This window comes from Nocardiopsis sp. M1B1 (genome assembly GCF_052466615.1).
Map to the genome: position 1 here is coordinate 6,373,602 of NZ_CP196194.1, position 16,006 is coordinate 6,389,607.

Genomic DNA, 16,006 nt, shown 5'->3' on the forward strand with positions numbered 1-16,006 from the left:
GACCTCCGGGACCTCGACGGACGACGCGGTGGCGGGGGCGCGCCAGGCCAGGCCCGCCCCCGGGACGTCACCCGCGGAGGGCGGCCGCGACGATGTCCTCCACCTGGCCGACGATCGCCGCGCGGTCGCGCTCGAACTCGGGGTCGGTGACGCCGTCGCCGGGACCGAAGTCCAGGACCGGGGTGTGCACGTGACCGGCGGGGATGTCCAGGCCGGTCGCGTCGCGCAGCAGGGTGTTGCGGTAGGCGATCTCGTTGGAGAGGTAGTCGCCCCCGCCTCCGGCCCGCGCCTCGGAGCCCGGGGTGGGCCCGTCCTCGCTCACCACCGGCTCGGTCCCGCCCTCGGGGATCTCGGTCACCGCGGTGTTGTCGACCACGGGGAACGGCGCGCCGGTGGTCCGCTCGACGATCGCGGGGTGGTCCAGGGAGGAGTCCGACCACTGCGGCTGCGGTGTGACGGTGGGGACGCCGTCCGGAACGGGCACCATCTCCGCCGTGCCGACCGACTCGTTGTCCGCGGCGCCGCCGCGCCAGGCGCCGTTGTGGGCCTCCAGGTCGAACCGGTCCGGTCGGCCCTGGCTGACGGTGATGACCGCGTCGGCCGGCCGGTCGCCGGTGTAGTGCGGCAGGAGGGCCTCCTCGACCATGCCGTCGGTGAAGTCGCGCCAGCGCACCGGGAAGAGCATGGTCTCGACGACCGCGACGCCGGCGTCGGTCTCGATCACCGCCCCGTCCAGGGCGAGGGCGGCCGCGCCGGAGGGGTTGGCCTGGCGGATGTCGTTGTCGAGGCGGAACGGGTCGAACCCGGTCACGACGACGTGGAGGGCCTCGGGCTCCCCGGGGACCTCGGCGAAGCCGGTGTCGTCGTGGCCACGGGAGCGGCGGTCCATGTCGGCCACGAGCCCGGCGCGGTCGGCGTCGCTCAGTTCGAAGTCCGGCTGCCAGCGGTTGAGGGCCGAGGTCATGGCGAGCCGGGCCCAGTAGACAGGCCGGTCGTCCCCGGCGCTCAGGCTCCCCTCGACCTTCCCGTTCCCCTGGACCCGGTCCACCGCCTCACGCCAGAGCGCGTCGCCGTGGCGTTCGACGACCGCGCTCGCCTCGTCCGTTCCGGACACCGCGCACAGCTCCCGCGTGAAGCGGTCCACGTTCATGACGAACCCGGATCTGCGCAGGATCTCCTGCGGAACCTCCTCGGTGACCCGCGCCTCCTCGACGGTGGCGCCGTCCCGGCCGAGGCAGCCGGTCGCCTGCTCGGCCTGGGCCGGGGCGCCCAGGGCGAGGACGGGGGCGGCGATGAGCGCCGACGCCGCGATACGGGGGATGGTCTGGTGGATGCGCACGCTGGCTTCACTCCGTTGTTCGATGTGTTCGACAAGAGGGGGGAAGTAGGAGGTTCCCTGTTTCCCAGGAGTCACACCGTCCCCATACCTCGAACAGGGCGGGTCGGCCTCGCCCCCTGCGTTCGTGCGCGGGTCAGGGCACGTGCGGGGCACCGGCCCGGGCGGCCGGAACAGCCCCGTGTCCACGCCTGCGGCCAGCGGGGCGGACCCGGCCGGGGGCGTGTCGGCGGTCCGCTGCCCACCGCGCCCGCGACGGAGCAGGGCTACTCCAGGAGCAGGTCCGTCGCCTTCACCGCCCCGGGCCGGTCGCGCGGCTCAGCCGTGCGGTGCCGTGGCGCGGATACCGGCGAGGACCACGGCGACGATGCGCTCGGCGTCAGCGCGGGTGAACGCGCGCAGGCCGCGGTTGAGGACGAGGTGCACCGGGCCGGAGATCATCTCGCCGAGGAAGGAGCTGTCGACCGGGGGCAGCTCACCGCGGTCGACGGCCGCGTCCACCCGCCGTCGCAGGACGGCCACGCGCCGGTCGAGGATCCTGGCCAGCGCCTGCCGGACGGTGGGGCTCTGGTGGGCGGGCTGGATGGCCTGTTCGAGCGTCCGGCCGAAAGGCGTCTCCAGGCCGCCGGCGAGGCCCATCAGGAAGTCCGCCAGGTCCCGGTGGAGGTCACCGGTGTCGGCGACCGACGCGAGGTTCTCGGCGTAGCTCAGCAGGGCGTCGACGACCAGCTCCTCGCGGTCGGGCCAGTTGCGGTAGACGCTGGTCTTGTGCACACCGGCGAGCTCGGCCACCTCCTCGTAGCGAAAGCCCACGACGCCGTCGCGTGCGACGAGCTCGGCGGTCGCGGCGAGGACCTGCGCCCGCACCCGCGCGTTGCGGCCGCCGGGACGCCGTGCGGGCGGCCGGTCGGCGGTCCCGTCGGTCATCTCCACGCCCACCTCCTGTTCTCTGCTCGGGTGCCGATTGTCGCCAGGCGCGGCGTTGCGGTGCAAGCCGGTCGCCAGTAAGCTTTCTTAAAGCAACAAATAGTTGCTTTAGTTGCCGGGCGCCGCGACCGCGGCCACTACGACGACCGCGCCGCCGCGCACCCCTCCCCTGCTCCGGAGCACCGACCCGCACGTCCGCCCAGACCCACCTGGAGCACACCCGTGAACATCCTCGTCTCCGGAGCCGGCATCGCCGGGCTCGCCGCCGCACGTGAACTCGGCACCCGCGGCCACGACGTCACCGTCGTCGAGTACGACGACAGCCTCCGCCTCGCGGGCACACCCATCGACATCCGCGGTGACGCGGTCCGGACCGTGGAGGAGATGGGACTGCTCGCCAGCATCCGGGGACAGCGCCTGCGGATGACCGAGTCCACCCGATTCGTCGACGGCGACGGCGAAACGGTGGGCCGCATCCCCATCGCCCAGATCAGCGACTCCGAAGACGACATCGAGATCCTGCGCGAGGACCTCGTGCGCATCCTCGCCGCCGCGCTCCCGGGCACCGCGTCGATCCGCTTCGGGGACTCGATCGCGGCGCTGACCGACGGCGACGACGGTGTCGGCGTGCGCTTCGCCTCCGGCAGCACCGGGCGGTACGACCTCGTGATCGGCGCCGACGGCCAGCACTCCGCCGTACGCAGACTGGTGTTCGGGCCCGAGGAGGACTACCTCCGCCACCTCGGCGTCTACATCGCGCTCGCCGCCCTGCCCGACGAGGCACGGACCGGGGGCGTCAACTCGATACACAACGTCCCCGGGCGCCTGGCGGGCACCTTCTGGTACAAGGACAAGGCCGTCGCGGTCTTCCAGTTCCGCTCGGAACCGCTCGACTACGACCGCCACGACCTGGACGCCCAGAAGAAGATCGTCATCGACGCCTTCGCCGGCCACCGGTCGTGGAGGATCCCGGAACTGCTCGACGCGGTCCGCGCCGACCCCGCCTTCTTCTTCGACTCCGCGAGCCAGATCCACCTGCCCTCCTGGCACCGCGGCCGCGTCGCCCTCGTCGGCGACGCCGGGTACAGCCCGGCCTTCCTCTCCGGCCGGGGAACCTCACTCGCGCTCACCGGCGCGCGCATCCTCGCCGAGGAACTCGACCGCTGCGGCGGCGACCACACCGCCGCGTTCGAACGGTACGAGGCCCGGCAGCGCCCCTACGTCACCTTCGCCCAGGCCAGCGTCCACAGCGGCCGCGACCGCATGCTGCCGACCAGCTGGGACGCCATCGCCGCCCGCGACGAGGCCCTGCGCGCGGCGGACACCGGCACGCGCTGAACCCGACGCGAAGAGTTCTCGACCCCTGACACGCCGGAGAGGCGTGCCGGAGAGGATAGATGTGAAGGACACGCCGGAAGAGCCCGCCGCCGACACCCGGGAACACCGATGGAGCGGGCGACTCGTCCTCTGGGTCGCCGTTCTCATCCTCGCCAACGTCCTGGCCGACGTGGCCATCGCCTCCCCCCTGCTGGTCCTGCCCCAACTGCTCGAACACTTCGACACCGACCAGGCCGCGTGGTTGAACGCGAGCGCGATGCTGGCCGGGGCCATCTGGTCGCCGCTGCTCGCGAAGAGCTCCGACCTCTTCGGCAAGCGGCGGCTGCTCGTCATCACGCTGATGACCGCGTGCGCGGGCGCGCTGGTCTGCCTTGTGGCACCCAACGTCTGGATCTTCCTGGTGGGGCGCTTCCTCCAGGGGGCCGCCCTGGCCGCGATCTTCATCACGGTGGCCCTCACACGCCAGATCTGCGCCCCGCGGGTGGCCATGCCCGTGATCGGGCTCGTGACGTCGGGATCGGCGATCGTCGGGATCATCGAACCGTTCGTGATGGTGCCGGTCATCGACCTGTTCGGCTACCGCAGCGTGTTCGTCGTGGCGGCGCTGCTCGCCGCGGTGGCCGCGCTCTGCGTGCGCTCCCTCATCCCGGAGCCGCCGGTACTCGGCACCGGCCGGATCGACGTGGGCGGGGCGCTCCTGCTGGGCGGCGGCCTCGGCTCCGTACTCGCCTACGCCAGCCTCGGCGGAGACGCCGGGTGGCTGTCCGCTGGGATGGTCGTGCTGCTGGCGGCCGGTGTCGCCGCGTTGGCCGGTTGGGCGGCCCTGGCCCTGCGGATCGCCGAACCGATCATCGACATCCGGGCCCTCAGCCGACCGGTCCTGCTGACGCTGCTGGCCCTGGTCCTGGCCGCGGGTTCCTTCCGGAGCATGCTCCAGCTGACGAGCATCGTCGCCCAGGTGCCCTCCGAACTGGGGCTCGGCTACGGGTTGGGCAGCGGAGGGGCGGTGGCGGTACTGCTCGCCGCGCCCTCGCTCGGCATCATGGTCGGCGGCACCATCGCCGGATGGGTCGCGGGGCGGTTCGGCGCCGCACGGCCCCTCCTCGCCTCCATCGCCGTCGGCGCGGCGGCGACCCTCATGATGCTGGTCGGCGTGTCGGCACTGCCGCTGGCGATCGCCTGCGGGGCCCTGGTCGGCATGGCCGCCGGAGCGATCTCGACGTCCGGCTACAACCTGGCGACCAGCCTGGCACCGCCGGAGCGGCAGGGCACGGTCTCCGGCCTGGTGTCGGTCATGTTCGCCCTCGGATCGGTCGTCTTCAGCTTCGCCGGAGGCGAACTCCTCAAGGCCACCCACGTCCCCGGGACCGTGGCCGACGGAGCCCCGGTGAGCACGGCTACCGGCGTGTACCTCTACGTCCTGATGGCCGGGGTGCTCTTCGTCCTCGCCGCGGTGCCCGCGGGCATGGTGGTGCGCGGCGGGCGCGGCGCGCCCGCGCCGGTCACGGCCGGGGCGCCGTCGTAGCCTTCGGGTCCCTGCCCGGCCCTCGGTCCCCGGGTGGCCGGGGACCGGGCGGGGCTGGGTGTGGGCCGGGCAGGACCGAGCAGGGCTGGGTGGGAGCAGTACCTGGTGTGGGCGGGCTGACTCGCCGCCCCCGCACGGGCCCGACCGTCCCGGTTCGCGGCACGGGACGGAACCGCTGTCAGCCGAGGCCGTCGGGGACGATGCCGAGTTTTTCCGCGATGCGGGCGAGGGCCTTCAGGTCGGTCGTGCTGAGCGGGTCGAGGACGGTGCGGCGCACGGAGCGCAGATGCGTGGGCGCCGCCGAGCGCACGAGGTCGAAACCGACGTCGGTGAGTTCGGCGAGGGTGTAGCGGCCGTCGTCCGGGTCGGGCGTCCGCACGGCCCAGCCGCGCTGTTCACAGCGTTTGACGACGTTGGACAGCCGGGAGAGCGAACCGCTGGCGAGGAAGGCCAGCTCCCCCATCCGCAGCCTGCGCCCCGGGGCCTCGGAGAGGTGGCTGAGCACGAGGTACTCGAACAGGCTGAGGCCGTTCTCCTGCCGCAGCGGTGACTCCAGCTTGCCGGGCAGCAGCAGGACGAGGGAGACCAGGCCCGTCCACGCCGCCTTCTCCTGCTCGTCGAGCCATCGCGGCTCCTCGTCGTCCCCGTGCTCGTGTGTGCCGCTCATGGGCCCTTCCGTGCCGCTCATGGAGCTTCCCGCCCTTCCGGCGAATCCCGCCATCACTTGACGCTTGAAGTCATTGCTTGCTAGTGTCACTTTACGCTTGAAGTCATCGACGGGGAAACGCACCCCGCGGCAAGGAAGAAGGAGCATCATGAGCACCGTCACCTTCGGCATCGCTCCGGGCTACGGCGAGAAGCTGCACGCGGCCCTCGGCTACAGCGGGGCCGTCCGCGTCGGCGACCGGGTCGAGATCTCCGGCCAGGCCGGAGTGGATGACGACCTGGCCGTCCCCGACTCACTGGAGGACGAGATCGTCCGGGCCTTCGACAACGTGGAGCAGACGCTCGCCACGGTCGGCGCGACCTGGAAGGACGTCATCCACGTCAACTCCTACCACAAGGTCGCGCCGGGAGAGGACGTCATCGGCGACGACCACAACAGGGTCATGGCCGAGCAGTTCCGCCGCCGCCTCGGCGGCCGCGCGCCGATCTGGACCGAGACCGGCGTCACCGTTCTCGGCCTCGCCGCGATGCGCGTGGAGATCCGCGTCACCGCCATCGTCGGCTCCGGGAGCTGAACCACCACTGTTCCGTGGCGGTTTTATCGCAGGCTGGCGAGGCACGGACCGAGTCCGGCATGTACCGGCTTCGGTGGTGACAGCCAGGTGAATGGCCTGGGTGGCGTTCCGGCCGCTCGGGAGCAGGACCGCGAATCGGTCCCAGAGCGGCTCGGCCAGCCATGATGGAGGCGCGGGCACAGGCCTCCTCGGTGATCACGGAGTGCCGGAGACCCCATGATCGACGGGACCTGTGCCCACTCGGCTGCCCGCCTTCCCAACCGCGCCGGTTCGCGCGGCCGACAGCGCTGCCGAATCTACGGCTGCTTACGCCGTCCACTCCCCTGCCCGCCGCTTCCGGCGCTTCAGCCGGTCATGTGCCCGACAGCGCCCGGCGAACCGGGGCGGTCGGCCCGACCACTCGAGAACACGCGTGCCACAACGGCTGAAGAGCTCCTTTCGCGGAGCCTCTGCGCACGGATGGTGAGAGCTTGGGCGCTCAGATGCTGTTGGCGATGCGCTCGTGGTCCCGTTCGCCCTCGCGGGTCTGGATACCAGCGGCGAGCAGCTTGTGGGCGAGCTCGGTGACCTCATCGCCGAACGCAGCGACCAAGCCCTCGTTCTCAACGGCGTAGGCCGCACGCGGAATCGGCTGCGCGACCGCGTCGACCGCAGCCTTCGTCATGGGGATCACCTCCGCACGGAGGCCGGCGATCCGTCGGGCGAGGGTGTCCACGAAGGGATCGAGTTCCGCGGCGGGCAGGGCACGGTTGATCAGGCCGTACCGTTCCGCGAGTTCCGCGCCCACGAGCTCTGCGCCGAGGATGAGCTCCAGCGTGCGGGCTCTTCCCGCCAGACGTGTCATGTTCACCGTGCCACCCCCTCCGGGGAGGATCCCCATCAAGGACTCCGGCTGCCCCTGACCCGACTTGCCGATCGCCGCGAACCGCATGTCCAGGTACATGAAGAACTCGTTGCCCGCGCCGCGCGCGAAGCCCGCGAGCTTGCCGATAGTGACCTGCGGCAGCGAGCGGACCTCCTCGCTCATCGCCTGGAGGATGTTCAGGCCTTCCGGGACGGTGGAGCCCGGTGCGGCGGCGATCGCGGCGCGAGTGGCTGCAGGCAGCGCGTCAGGGTCGGTGAGGTAGGCCATGTCACCGTGCGCAACGAAGAACTCCGGGTCAGCGCTCTCGAAGACGATGACGCGGACGTCGGCGTCATCCCGCACACGCGCGACGAACGCCCGGAGTGACGACAGGAGGATCGCGTCCATCAGATTGAGAGGCGGGTGATCGATTTTCACCGTCGCGACCCCCTCCAGGACGTCGATCGTCAGGGCGGGAAGGTCCTTGTAACTCATGAGGTAACTCCATGTGCGCGTGTAAGGGACGGCCTGTGACCAGGCCGTCGGCCGGGGACCGCATCGTGAATCCCAGCATCGAGGATGAAACTGGGTGTCAGACTAGAAACCTGGCCTCAAAGAAGCAAGCGAGTGTGTCCGAGTACACTCGTCCCCATGAGCGCAGCGCCAAGCGGTACCCGTGAGATCAGCCGCCACGCGGTGCGAGCAGAGCTGGCTCGCGTCGCGTTCAACCGCTTCTGCCTCACCGGCTTCGACCAGGTCACCTTCACCGACCTCTCCGAAGCTGCCGGGGTGTCGCGGAGCACCTTCCTGCGCTACTTCGGCACCAAGGAAGACGTGGTCCTGTTCGTCTTCGACCCTGTCGGTGGCGTCATCGCCGACGCACTCGATGCCGAACGGGCCAACCAGGACGACTGGAGCAGGTTGCGCAACGCCCTGGAGTCAGCCGTGAGGTTCCTCGTGCGTGACGTCCAGGAGCTTGTGACGATCCTCGGCCTCATCGAGCAGACCCCGGCCCTGTGTGCGCGCCTCCGCGAGAAGCAGACTGCATGGCGACCAGAGATCGTCGCCCGACTGCAGAAGACAACCTCCTCGGCCGACGGGTCATCGGTCGTCGCCGAAGTACGCGTGGCGGCGGCGCTCGAAATCCTGTGGATCGTCCTCGGGCAGTGGAGCGCGAGCGACGGCCGAGAGGACCTCGGCAACCTGCTGGACACCGCGTTCGCCGCCTTCTCGGCCCCGGCACGTCAGCAGACGGACACTCCGTCGTAAAGGGCCGAAACCGCCGGAGTCGTCCACGCGGCGCGGCGGCTCGGCCTGTTCTCGCCCGCACGGGTCGCCTGCTTGGAAGAATCGGTGGCCGCGACACCGGCCCTGGCCGCCCTCGGACGCGGCGTGCGCTGGCGCCACGGCGTGATCGCCGCCCCCATCCGTCTGCACACCTGGATCAAGGCGGAGGGGCGCCCGGTGGCCGAACCCGACAGCACACTGATGGCGTCGTCTCCGGGAAGCACCCCAAGAGGAGGAGGCACGGCCGAGGCCGAAGAGCACACACGGAGCGGCCAGACGGCCCCAGACACACGAAAACCCCAGGGCGAGGACCTCAAAAACAGCCTCTGAACTGGGGTTTTGCGGGTAGGCCCCCAAGGGCTCGAACCCTGGACCCACGGATTGAAAGCCCGCGGGTGCGTGGGCGAAACGCCCCGGTATGCGGGGGTTCGTTCCGAACCATCCGGGCAGCGGCGTCCCCTACGCGCCGCAGAAGACCGCCCCGTGCCACCCCGCCCCGGAACAGCCGAGCGACCACCGAGCATCTCCTGCGAACGGCGGGGCACGGATCGAATCCGCCGGTTCTCAGTACCGCTCGTTTCCGACTGCCTCAGAATCCGGGAACCCGATCCCGAAGAACGCGGCACACCGGCGGTGACGGCAGGGGCGCGGTGCGGCCCACACGACCCCGGAGCAGGGACCAGCCTTTTTCCGGGTGTGGGCGGGCATCCGCGACCTGGAGAGCCAGCCCGACGGGGCCCCAGGGCATCCTGCTCTGGGGCCCCGTCGTGGTCGGGTCAGCGGCGCGGTCGGCGTGCCGCGGCACCACGGTGCCGCCGCTCCCGCGAGCCCCCGGCAGGCACGGCGACCGGTACGCCCGAGGGCTCACGCGCTCCGGTCACCCTGGTCAGCTCCACGTCCTGGGCGTCCACCCGCGCGGTGTGCGCGTCGATCCGGGCCCGGCTCATCAGCCGGGTCATGTCACGCCGCTGGCTGGGCAGCACGAGCGTGACCACGCTGCCCGTCTCGCCCGCGCGCGCGGTGCGTCCGCCCCGGTGCAGGTAGTCCTTGTGGTCCGTGGGCGGGTCGATGTTGACCACCAGGTCCAGCCCGTCCACGTGGATGCCGCGCGCGGCGACGTTGGTGGCGACCAGCGCGGTCACGGCGCCCCTCTTGAACTGGTCGAGGGTGCGGGTGCGCTGGGGCTGGGACCGCCCGCCGTGCAGCGGCGCGGCGAGGACCCCGTTGGCCAGCAGGTGCTCGGCCATCCGGTCCACGGCGCGCTTGGTGTCCAGGAACATGATCACCCGACCGTCGCGGGCCGCGATCCGGGTCACGACGTCCTGCTTGTCGGCGTGCGACACGTGCATGACGTGGTGCTCCATGGTGGAGACCGCGCCCTCGGACAGGTCGACCGAGTGGACCACCGGGTCGTTCAGGAACCGGCGGACCAACGTGTCGACGTTGCGGTCCAGGGTGGCCGAGAACAGCATGCGTCGACCGTCGGCCGGAACCTGCTGGAGAATCGCGGTGACCTGCGGCATGAAGCCCATGTCGGTCATCTGGTCGGCCTCGTCCAGGACGGTGACGTCCACCTGGTCCAGGACGCAGTCGCCGCGCTCCATCAGGTCGCGCAGGCGGCCCGGGGTGGCCACGACCAGCTCCACGCCCTGACGCAGGGCGCGGGACTGGCGGCTGATGGGCATGCCACCCACCACGGTCGTCGTGCGCACACCCACCGACCGCACGTAGGGCGCCAGCGCGTCGGCCACCTGTTGGGCCAGCTCACGGGTGGGTGCGAGCACCACGGCCAAGGGGCGCCGGGGCTCGGCCTTGCGCCCGTCGAGCTGGGCGAGCAGCGCCAGTCCGAAGGCCAGGGTCTTGCCCGAACCGGTCCGGCTGCGGCCCAGGACGTCGCGTCCGGCCAGGGAGTTCGGCAGGGTGGCCGCCTGGATCTCGGACGGGACCGTCAGCCCCTGCCGGGTCAGGGTCCGCTTCAACGGTGCGGGCATGTCCAGTGCCTCGAAGGACTCCACCGGTGGGAGCGCTGGGGTGACGGTGACCGGGAGGGCGAACTCCCCGGAAGGTCCGCCGGACCGGGGGTGTCCGGGCGTGCGGGGGCGCTGTCGGCCGTATCCCCGGGAGGGACGGCCGCGGCTGGTGTCGGTGCGGTGCGGATAACTCATGTGAGGCCTTTCGCCAGCGGCGCTCGCCGGGCGGGAGGCCTTTCGGCCTCGCAGGGGGAAACCGGAGTACGCCGGATAAGTAATGCGGGTGTCCGCGCTCGCCCGGAGGACTCCGGGGCGCGGTGGACGCCGGTGCCGTTCGGGGGGCGACGGCTGGAAAACCCGGCGGAGAAAAAGGAAAAGCGACAGGGGCCCAGCGCCCTGAGGGCGGGCCCCTGCCGCAGGAGGAGCGTCAGCTCCCCTAGACCAGGGTGATGTTCTCAGCCTGGGGACCCTTGGCCCCCGCGACGGCGTCGAACTGCACGGCCTGGCCCTCGGCCAGTTCGCGGTAGCCCGTGGCCTGGATGTTCGAGTAGTGGGCGAAGACGTCGGGGCCGCCGCCGTCCTGCTCGATGAAGCCGAAGCCCTTTTCGCCGTTGAACCACTTGACCGTACCGGTCGCCATAGGGATACCTCTCGTTCGGAGCATGAAGAAAACCGCAGATGACGATTTTCCCGTCACCGCGGTGATCGCCCGAAGAGATGGAGTCCATCGGGGTTCACGACTGCAACTTCTTAGAACCTATCACACAGGAATCCCCCTGTCCTGAAAAAGCAGTGTGCCGAAGGACACCGGAATGCGTAGTGCAGGGGTTAGAGGAAATGTGTTGTGACCGAAGTATTTTTTCTAGGCCGGGAAAACTCAGATCCGGTTTTCGGGGAATCCCCGGTCCACCCCTCTCGACCCGGCGGCGGGTGGCCGCCCGTTGGGCACGGGCGTCGGACCCGGGCCGCGGAACCCCCGCTCGACCCGGCGTTTCCGCGCACGCTTCCCCCCGTCCGCCGACCGTCCTCCGATCGCTTTGCCGTCGCACGGGGGCTGTGTGATGCCACGGCCGTTGGATCACCGCGCGGGCATGGAGTCCTCGACATCGAAGACGATGTCGCCGAACCACGTCTGCCCCCGCGCGGAGCGGGCTCCTGGCGGCGCAGACGCCTGGACAGGCGGTGCCAGGCCGTCGTCCGGTGCTGCGTGTCCCCCTCCCCGGCACCACAACCTTCGACGGGGCCCGGACCACCACCGGTTCACGGGCGGCCGCCTCCCGTGCGCCGGCGGCAGGAGCGGGTCTCGGTCGCCGTGGACCACGAACGTGGGCGCCGCGATGTCGCCGAAGCCGCCGCGGGCCGGTCCGTCGAGGTCGATGGCGTAGAGATGGCACATCGGTGTGTCCCGTGTTTGCCAGGACCGGATTTGTGGATTCTGAGAACACATGACCGCAAAAAGGCATCGTGGGACCTCACCCGTAGCGGGCCACGACCAGATCCGCCCGTTTTTCCGCGATTGCCACCGCGCCCCTCTTCGCCCTCAGCGTTCGTTGCGGTGCTGGTTCGATCGGAGCAACGTCGCCGACCCGCCGATCGGTCTTCACGCACCGCGCACGGCTGCTTCAGTCGGTGGTGTTCGCCGCGCCGTATCTGGCCTCCATCATCAGCACGGCCTCGTCCACGACGCGTGCCATCGACGCGTCGTCAGGTGACCAGTCGATGAGCAGCATCCGGGGCCAGAGGACGTAGTTGGAGATCATCCCGAGGAACTGGGTCGCCGCCAGTTCCGTGTCGTCCAGCTTGACCGTTCCCAGGGCGTTCTCGGCGTCGAGATAGCGGCGCACCGAGTCGAAGTAGGGCATCTTGCCGCGTTCGAAGTGAGCCTCGCCCAACTCGGGGAAGCGCGGCAGTTCGGCGATGACGATGCGGAAGAGGGCCGCCATGCCGGGCCGGGTGAGGAGGGTGACGTACCGGCGGCCCAACGCCGTCAGGCCCGCCCGCAGGTCGCCCGCCGACGGGCGGAGGTCGTCGTCCTCACCCGCCCAGGACTCCGCCACCATCGCGTCGAACAGCGCCGCCTTGGTCGGGAACTGCTTGAACAGAGTCGCCTTCGACACCCCGGCCGCCTCGGCGACCTTGGCCAGTGAGGTGCCGGCGTACCCGGCGTCGAGGAACAGGCGGGTGGCGGCCTTGATGATGGCCGCCCGCTTCTGCTCGGCGACGCGCCGGTGGTAGGGCGAGGACTCCGTCGTCATGGGCACCACTCTATGCGAGGCGAGTCACTTGACTCACCACCTGCCATGTGCGTAGCTTTGGCGAGGCGAGCCACTCGACTCACCACCGCTTCGCAGGGAGGACCGCGTCATGGGACGCTTCGACAAGCAGACCGTTCTCGTCACCGGCGGCACTGGCGGGCAGGGGGCCAGCCACGTTCGCGCCTACCATCAGGAGGGGGCGAACGTCGTCATCGCCGCGCCCTCCGAAGGGCCCGGCAAGGAGCTCGCCGCCGAACTCGGCGAGCGGGCACTGTTCGTCCGCCTGGACGTCACCGACGAGGGCGCCTGGTCGGCGGCGGTCACCGAGACCGAACGCCGGTTCGGTCCGATCGCGGTCCTGGTCAACAACGCCGGTATCCAGAACCCCGCGGCGCCGATCGAGGCCACCGAACGGCGGGTCTGGAACCGCGTACTCGACGTCAACCTCACCGGCACGTTCCTCGGTATCAAGACCGCGACCCCGTCGCTGCGCCGCAACGGCGGCGGAGTGATCGTCAACATCGCCTCCACGATGGCCCACGCCGGCACCTCGCTCTACGCGCCGTACGTCGCCAGCAAGTGGGCGCTGCGGGGGCTCACCAGGACCGCCGCGCTGGAGCTGGGCCGGGACGGCATCCGGGTCAACTCCATCCACCCCGGCGTCATCTCCACGCCGTTGATCAACGAACCGATCGCCGGGCAGCCGCCCATCGCCGACTTCTACTCGCCCGAGCCCTACGCCGTCCCCCGAACGGGAACCCCGGCCGACATCACCACCCTCCTCCTCTACCTCACCTCGGCCGACGCCTCGTTCGTCACGGGCTCGGAGTTCGTCGCGGACGGCGGGCTCCTGCTCGGCCCCGCCCTGCAGCCCGACACGGCGGCGGCCTGACCGAATCGCCAGCCGCCCCGCACGTCCCCGCCGCCCCACCGTCACCACTCGGCTGTCCGACACCCGCGGAGTTCCGGAAGAGACAGCCGAGCACCGTGGCACGAGAATCCGGGAACTCGGCTCCGCAAGACCCTGTACACGCCAGAGCCTCCATCACACTCGGTACGAGACACATCGCGCGAGCGGCGGGCTTGCCGCCGATCAGCCTGCACGGGCTACGCCACGGGCCGCGTCGATGAGCCTGGCCGTTGGGGTGGACGTCAAGGTGGTCTCGGCTGAGTTCGGCCACGCCACCACGAACTTCACCCAGGACACCCACCAGACTGTGTTCCCCGACGTAGCCAAGGCCGCCCCAGAGGCCACCGCGGCCATGCTCAAACCCGCCACCAGCAGGGCATAGCCATCAGCACACCACCGGCCCCGCTCGGGCCAGCGGCACCATCGCCCGAGCGTGGGCCTTGCTATGCGCCGGATCGAAGAGGTGCCGTCGAAGCGAGGTGTTGTTGGTGTGCTCGGTGGTGGCTCCGCTGTCGCCACCGAGCTTCCCCCGGGCCAGGATGTGGGTGTGTCCGGGCGGTGAGCAGCCTCGGGTTCTGCTGGGGTGTACCAGCCACCGAGAACCCGTATGGCTACGGTAGAGTTGGCTCCGGCGACGGCTAGGACCATGCTCCGAGCCGTGTCGCGGGCCTCTAGCTCAATTGGCAGAGCAACGGACTTTTAATCCGTGGGTTCAGGGTTCGAGCCCCTGGGGGCCTACCCTCACTACCTTCGGACAACCGAAGACCCATTTAAGCCGTGTTCCACTCTGAGGCATAGCTGATCGGCATGGTTTCTGCCAACCGCAGGACCATCGCAACAACGTCCCCCTAGGAGACCCACTCAATACCGGGGTGTTCTTTCCACGTCTCAACGCTCTACGGTTACGCGTTCTCCCCTCCACCCCAACGCTGTGGACGTACCAGAACCGTCTCATGCTTGGTCGGACATTCCTGGCAGCTCATCGGTCGATCATCACTATCGAACTCCTTCTAGCCTTGGCTTTCACCGGATGGGCTGCGGTCCGCCCACTGGAAACTTTGTCTGCGATCAGAGATCCCATGAGTGCCCCTTCGATGAACACGACTACTGAGGCCGTCTCCGCCGAACCGGCGATCGCGGCATCGATCTCTGTCCTGGGGTTCGCCCTGGTAGTCTCAGCGCTGGTTTTCTTCCACCGAAGAATCGTTCGAGAGGGCGCTTCGGGGCCCTGAGCAGGGATAACAAGAGGAGGGCATTAATATATGATTTACATTGAAAGGATCAGTAAATCTTTCGGCAGGCGGACCCTGTGGTCAGATTTGGACCTCACGATTCCTTCTGGGCAGATGACAGCTTTCGTGGGACCCAGCGGCTCAGGAAAATCTACACTCCTTAACTGCATAGGGCTGCCCGAGACAGTCGACACAGGCCGCATCGTATTCAAAGAAAAAGACCTTACTCGACTGAGTGCTTCCGGAAGGCGGCGGTTCCGGCGCGACAACCTCGGTTATCTTTTCCAGAATTATGCTCTGGTCGAGAATGCAACGGTTGCAGCAAATCTCGACATAACCAAAAATGCAGGATCTCGGTTGGCCCTGCGCCGACGCATCGACTACCGAGAAGTATTGGAGCACGTAGGCCTGGCCGGGCGCTCCAAAGAGAAAGTTCACCACCTCAGCGGAGGTGAACAGCAGCGAGTGGCACTAGCTCGCCTCACGGTCAAGCGACCGGCCATCGTGCTTGCTGACGAGCCGACCGGAGCTTTGGATGAAGCCAACACCCGTATGGTGATCAACGTGCTTCGAGAAATGAGCAACCAAGGGTGCGCGGTAGTGATTGCCACACACGATGACAGGGTCAGAGACAGCTGTGACGAAACTTTCTCGGTGGATACTCGGGAAATGAGCTCCGCGCCCGCCTTTGACTAATAAGCCAAATCGGTCCGCAGCATTCGGTGTTCAATGAAGAAACCTACGGAGGCTTGCAGCAGAGTACGTCTCGTTCACTATCGCTGTCATTATTTCCGATCCAGCGTTATGTTTCCGCTGGGTCAGGGATACCTGGCACCGCAGTCAACGGATCATGGCGCCAATCAGCCCTGAGGGTAACCAGCACAGATTCAGAAGCGATCTTGCAGGCGAGTATCAGGCACCTTCCGAGTGGGCTACGATGATCCCCTCGACCCGGGCGGCCATGAGAACAATTGTCCACCCGTTCCCATCGAGAATCCGATCATTATCGGATGAACTCATCGGCCTGACTCATCCCGCTCACACCATCACCCTCCTCCCCCTAGAAGAAACCCATGCCGATCCGCGGTATCGCTTTCGCACACACGGCCTTTCTCCTGCTCTCCGCACTCCTGTCATTCCT

General features: G+C 69.1%; 13 protein-coding genes, 1 tRNA gene and 2 pseudogenes. 9 read left to right on the plus strand and 7 right to left on the minus strand.

The features are described 5' to 3' along the window. Positions 1–67: 67 nt before the first annotated feature. Complete coding sequence (locus tag ACSTA4_RS27665; protein ID WP_444961629.1) at positions 68–1,339, minus strand: pyroglutamyl peptidase; 1,272 nt, start codon at positions 1,337–1,339, stop codon at positions 68–70. Between the two features lie 315 nt (positions 1,340–1,654). After that, positions 1,655–2,263 (minus strand): TetR/AcrR family transcriptional regulator, encoded by a 609-nt coding sequence (locus tag ACSTA4_RS27670; RefSeq protein ID WP_444964290.1) that lies wholly within the window; start codon positions 2,261–2,263, stop codon positions 1,655–1,657. Positions 2,264–2,485: 222 nt separating this feature from the next. Between ACSTA4_RS27670 and ACSTA4_RS27675 the strand changes: the two genes are divergently transcribed. Then, entirely contained in the window at positions 2,486–3,601 is a 1,116-nt protein-coding gene (locus ACSTA4_RS27675) for an FAD-dependent monooxygenase (protein WP_444961630.1), read from the plus strand. A 61-nt stretch (positions 3,602–3,662) separates the two neighbouring features. Further along, positions 3,663–5,126 carry an MFS transporter gene (locus tag ACSTA4_RS27680; protein WP_444961631.1) on the plus strand — a complete coding sequence of 488 codons (1,464 nt, stop codon included), beginning with the start codon at positions 3,663–3,665 and terminating at the stop codon, positions 5,124–5,126. Between the two features lie 178 nt (positions 5,127–5,304). On the opposite strand, the gene ACSTA4_RS27685 is transcribed toward ACSTA4_RS27680, so the two are convergent. Beyond that, complete coding sequence (locus ACSTA4_RS27685) at positions 5,305–5,793, minus strand: MarR family winged helix-turn-helix transcriptional regulator (RefSeq protein WP_444961632.1); 489 nt, start codon at positions 5,791–5,793, stop codon at positions 5,305–5,307. Between the two features lie 148 nt (positions 5,794–5,941). Here ACSTA4_RS27685 and ACSTA4_RS27690 point away from each other — a divergent pair, with 148 nt between their 5' ends. Next, positions 5,942–6,367: a Rid family hydrolase gene (locus tag ACSTA4_RS27690; RefSeq protein WP_444961633.1), complete on the plus strand. Its 426-nt coding sequence runs from the start codon at positions 5,942–5,944 to the stop codon at positions 6,365–6,367. Between the two features lie 478 nt (positions 6,368–6,845). Here the strand turns inward: ACSTA4_RS27690 and ACSTA4_RS27695 are convergent, their stop codons facing one another. Then, positions 6,846–7,706 carry an enoyl-CoA hydratase/isomerase family protein gene (locus tag ACSTA4_RS27695; RefSeq protein WP_444961634.1) on the minus strand — a complete coding sequence of 287 codons (861 nt, stop codon included), beginning with the start codon at positions 7,704–7,706 and terminating at the stop codon, positions 6,846–6,848. 156 nt (positions 7,707–7,862) lie between these two features. Between ACSTA4_RS27695 and ACSTA4_RS27700 the strand changes: the two genes are divergently transcribed. Beyond that, the gene (locus ACSTA4_RS27700) at positions 7,863–8,480 is read left to right on the plus strand and encodes a TetR family transcriptional regulator (RefSeq protein ID WP_444961635.1); all 618 of its coding nucleotides are present in this window, start codon (positions 7,863–7,865) and stop codon (positions 8,478–8,480) included. 18 nt (positions 8,481–8,498) lie between these two features. Next, positions 8,499–8,828: pseudogene (locus tag ACSTA4_RS27705) on the plus strand (lasso peptide biosynthesis B2 protein); the annotation flags it as partial. A gap of 446 nt (positions 8,829–9,274) precedes the next feature. Here ACSTA4_RS27705 and ACSTA4_RS27710 read toward each other — a convergent pair. The 3 genes from ACSTA4_RS27710 to ACSTA4_RS27720 form a co-directional block, all read right to left on the minus strand. Beyond that, a complete protein-coding gene (locus ACSTA4_RS27710; protein ID WP_444961636.1) occupies positions 9,275–10,663 on the minus strand; it encodes a DEAD/DEAH box helicase in 1,389 nt (462 codons plus the stop codon). Between the two features lie 241 nt (positions 10,664–10,904). Then, on the minus strand, positions 10,905–11,108 hold the full coding sequence (locus tag ACSTA4_RS27715) for a cold-shock protein (protein ID WP_013155473.1): 204 nt from the start codon (positions 11,106–11,108) through the stop codon (positions 10,905–10,907). Between the two features lie 982 nt (positions 11,109–12,090). Further along, the gene (locus ACSTA4_RS27720) at positions 12,091–12,723 is read right to left on the minus strand and encodes a TetR/AcrR family transcriptional regulator (protein WP_444961637.1); all 633 of its coding nucleotides are present in this window, start codon (positions 12,721–12,723) and stop codon (positions 12,091–12,093) included. Positions 12,724–12,832: 109 nt separating this feature from the next. Here ACSTA4_RS27720 and ACSTA4_RS27725 point away from each other — a divergent pair, with 109 nt between their 5' ends. From ACSTA4_RS27725 to ACSTA4_RS27740, 4 genes and pseudogenes are all read left to right on the plus strand, one after another. Continuing rightward, positions 12,833–13,615 carry an SDR family NAD(P)-dependent oxidoreductase gene (locus ACSTA4_RS27725; protein WP_444961638.1) on the plus strand — a complete coding sequence of 261 codons (783 nt, stop codon included), beginning with the start codon at positions 12,833–12,835 and terminating at the stop codon, positions 13,613–13,615. 173 nt (positions 13,616–13,788) lie between these two features. Further along, positions 13,789–14,015 (plus strand): annotated as a pseudogene (locus ACSTA4_RS27730) (site-specific integrase); the annotation flags it as partial. Between the two features lie 283 nt (positions 14,016–14,298). Next, a tRNA-Lys gene (locus ACSTA4_RS27735) sits at positions 14,299–14,371 on the plus strand. 524 nt (positions 14,372–14,895) lie between these two features. Then, on the plus strand, positions 14,896–15,561 hold the full coding sequence (locus ACSTA4_RS27740) for an ABC transporter ATP-binding protein (RefSeq protein ID WP_444961639.1): 666 nt from the start codon (positions 14,896–14,898) through the stop codon (positions 15,559–15,561). The last annotated feature ends 445 nt before the right edge of the window (positions 15,562–16,006 follow it).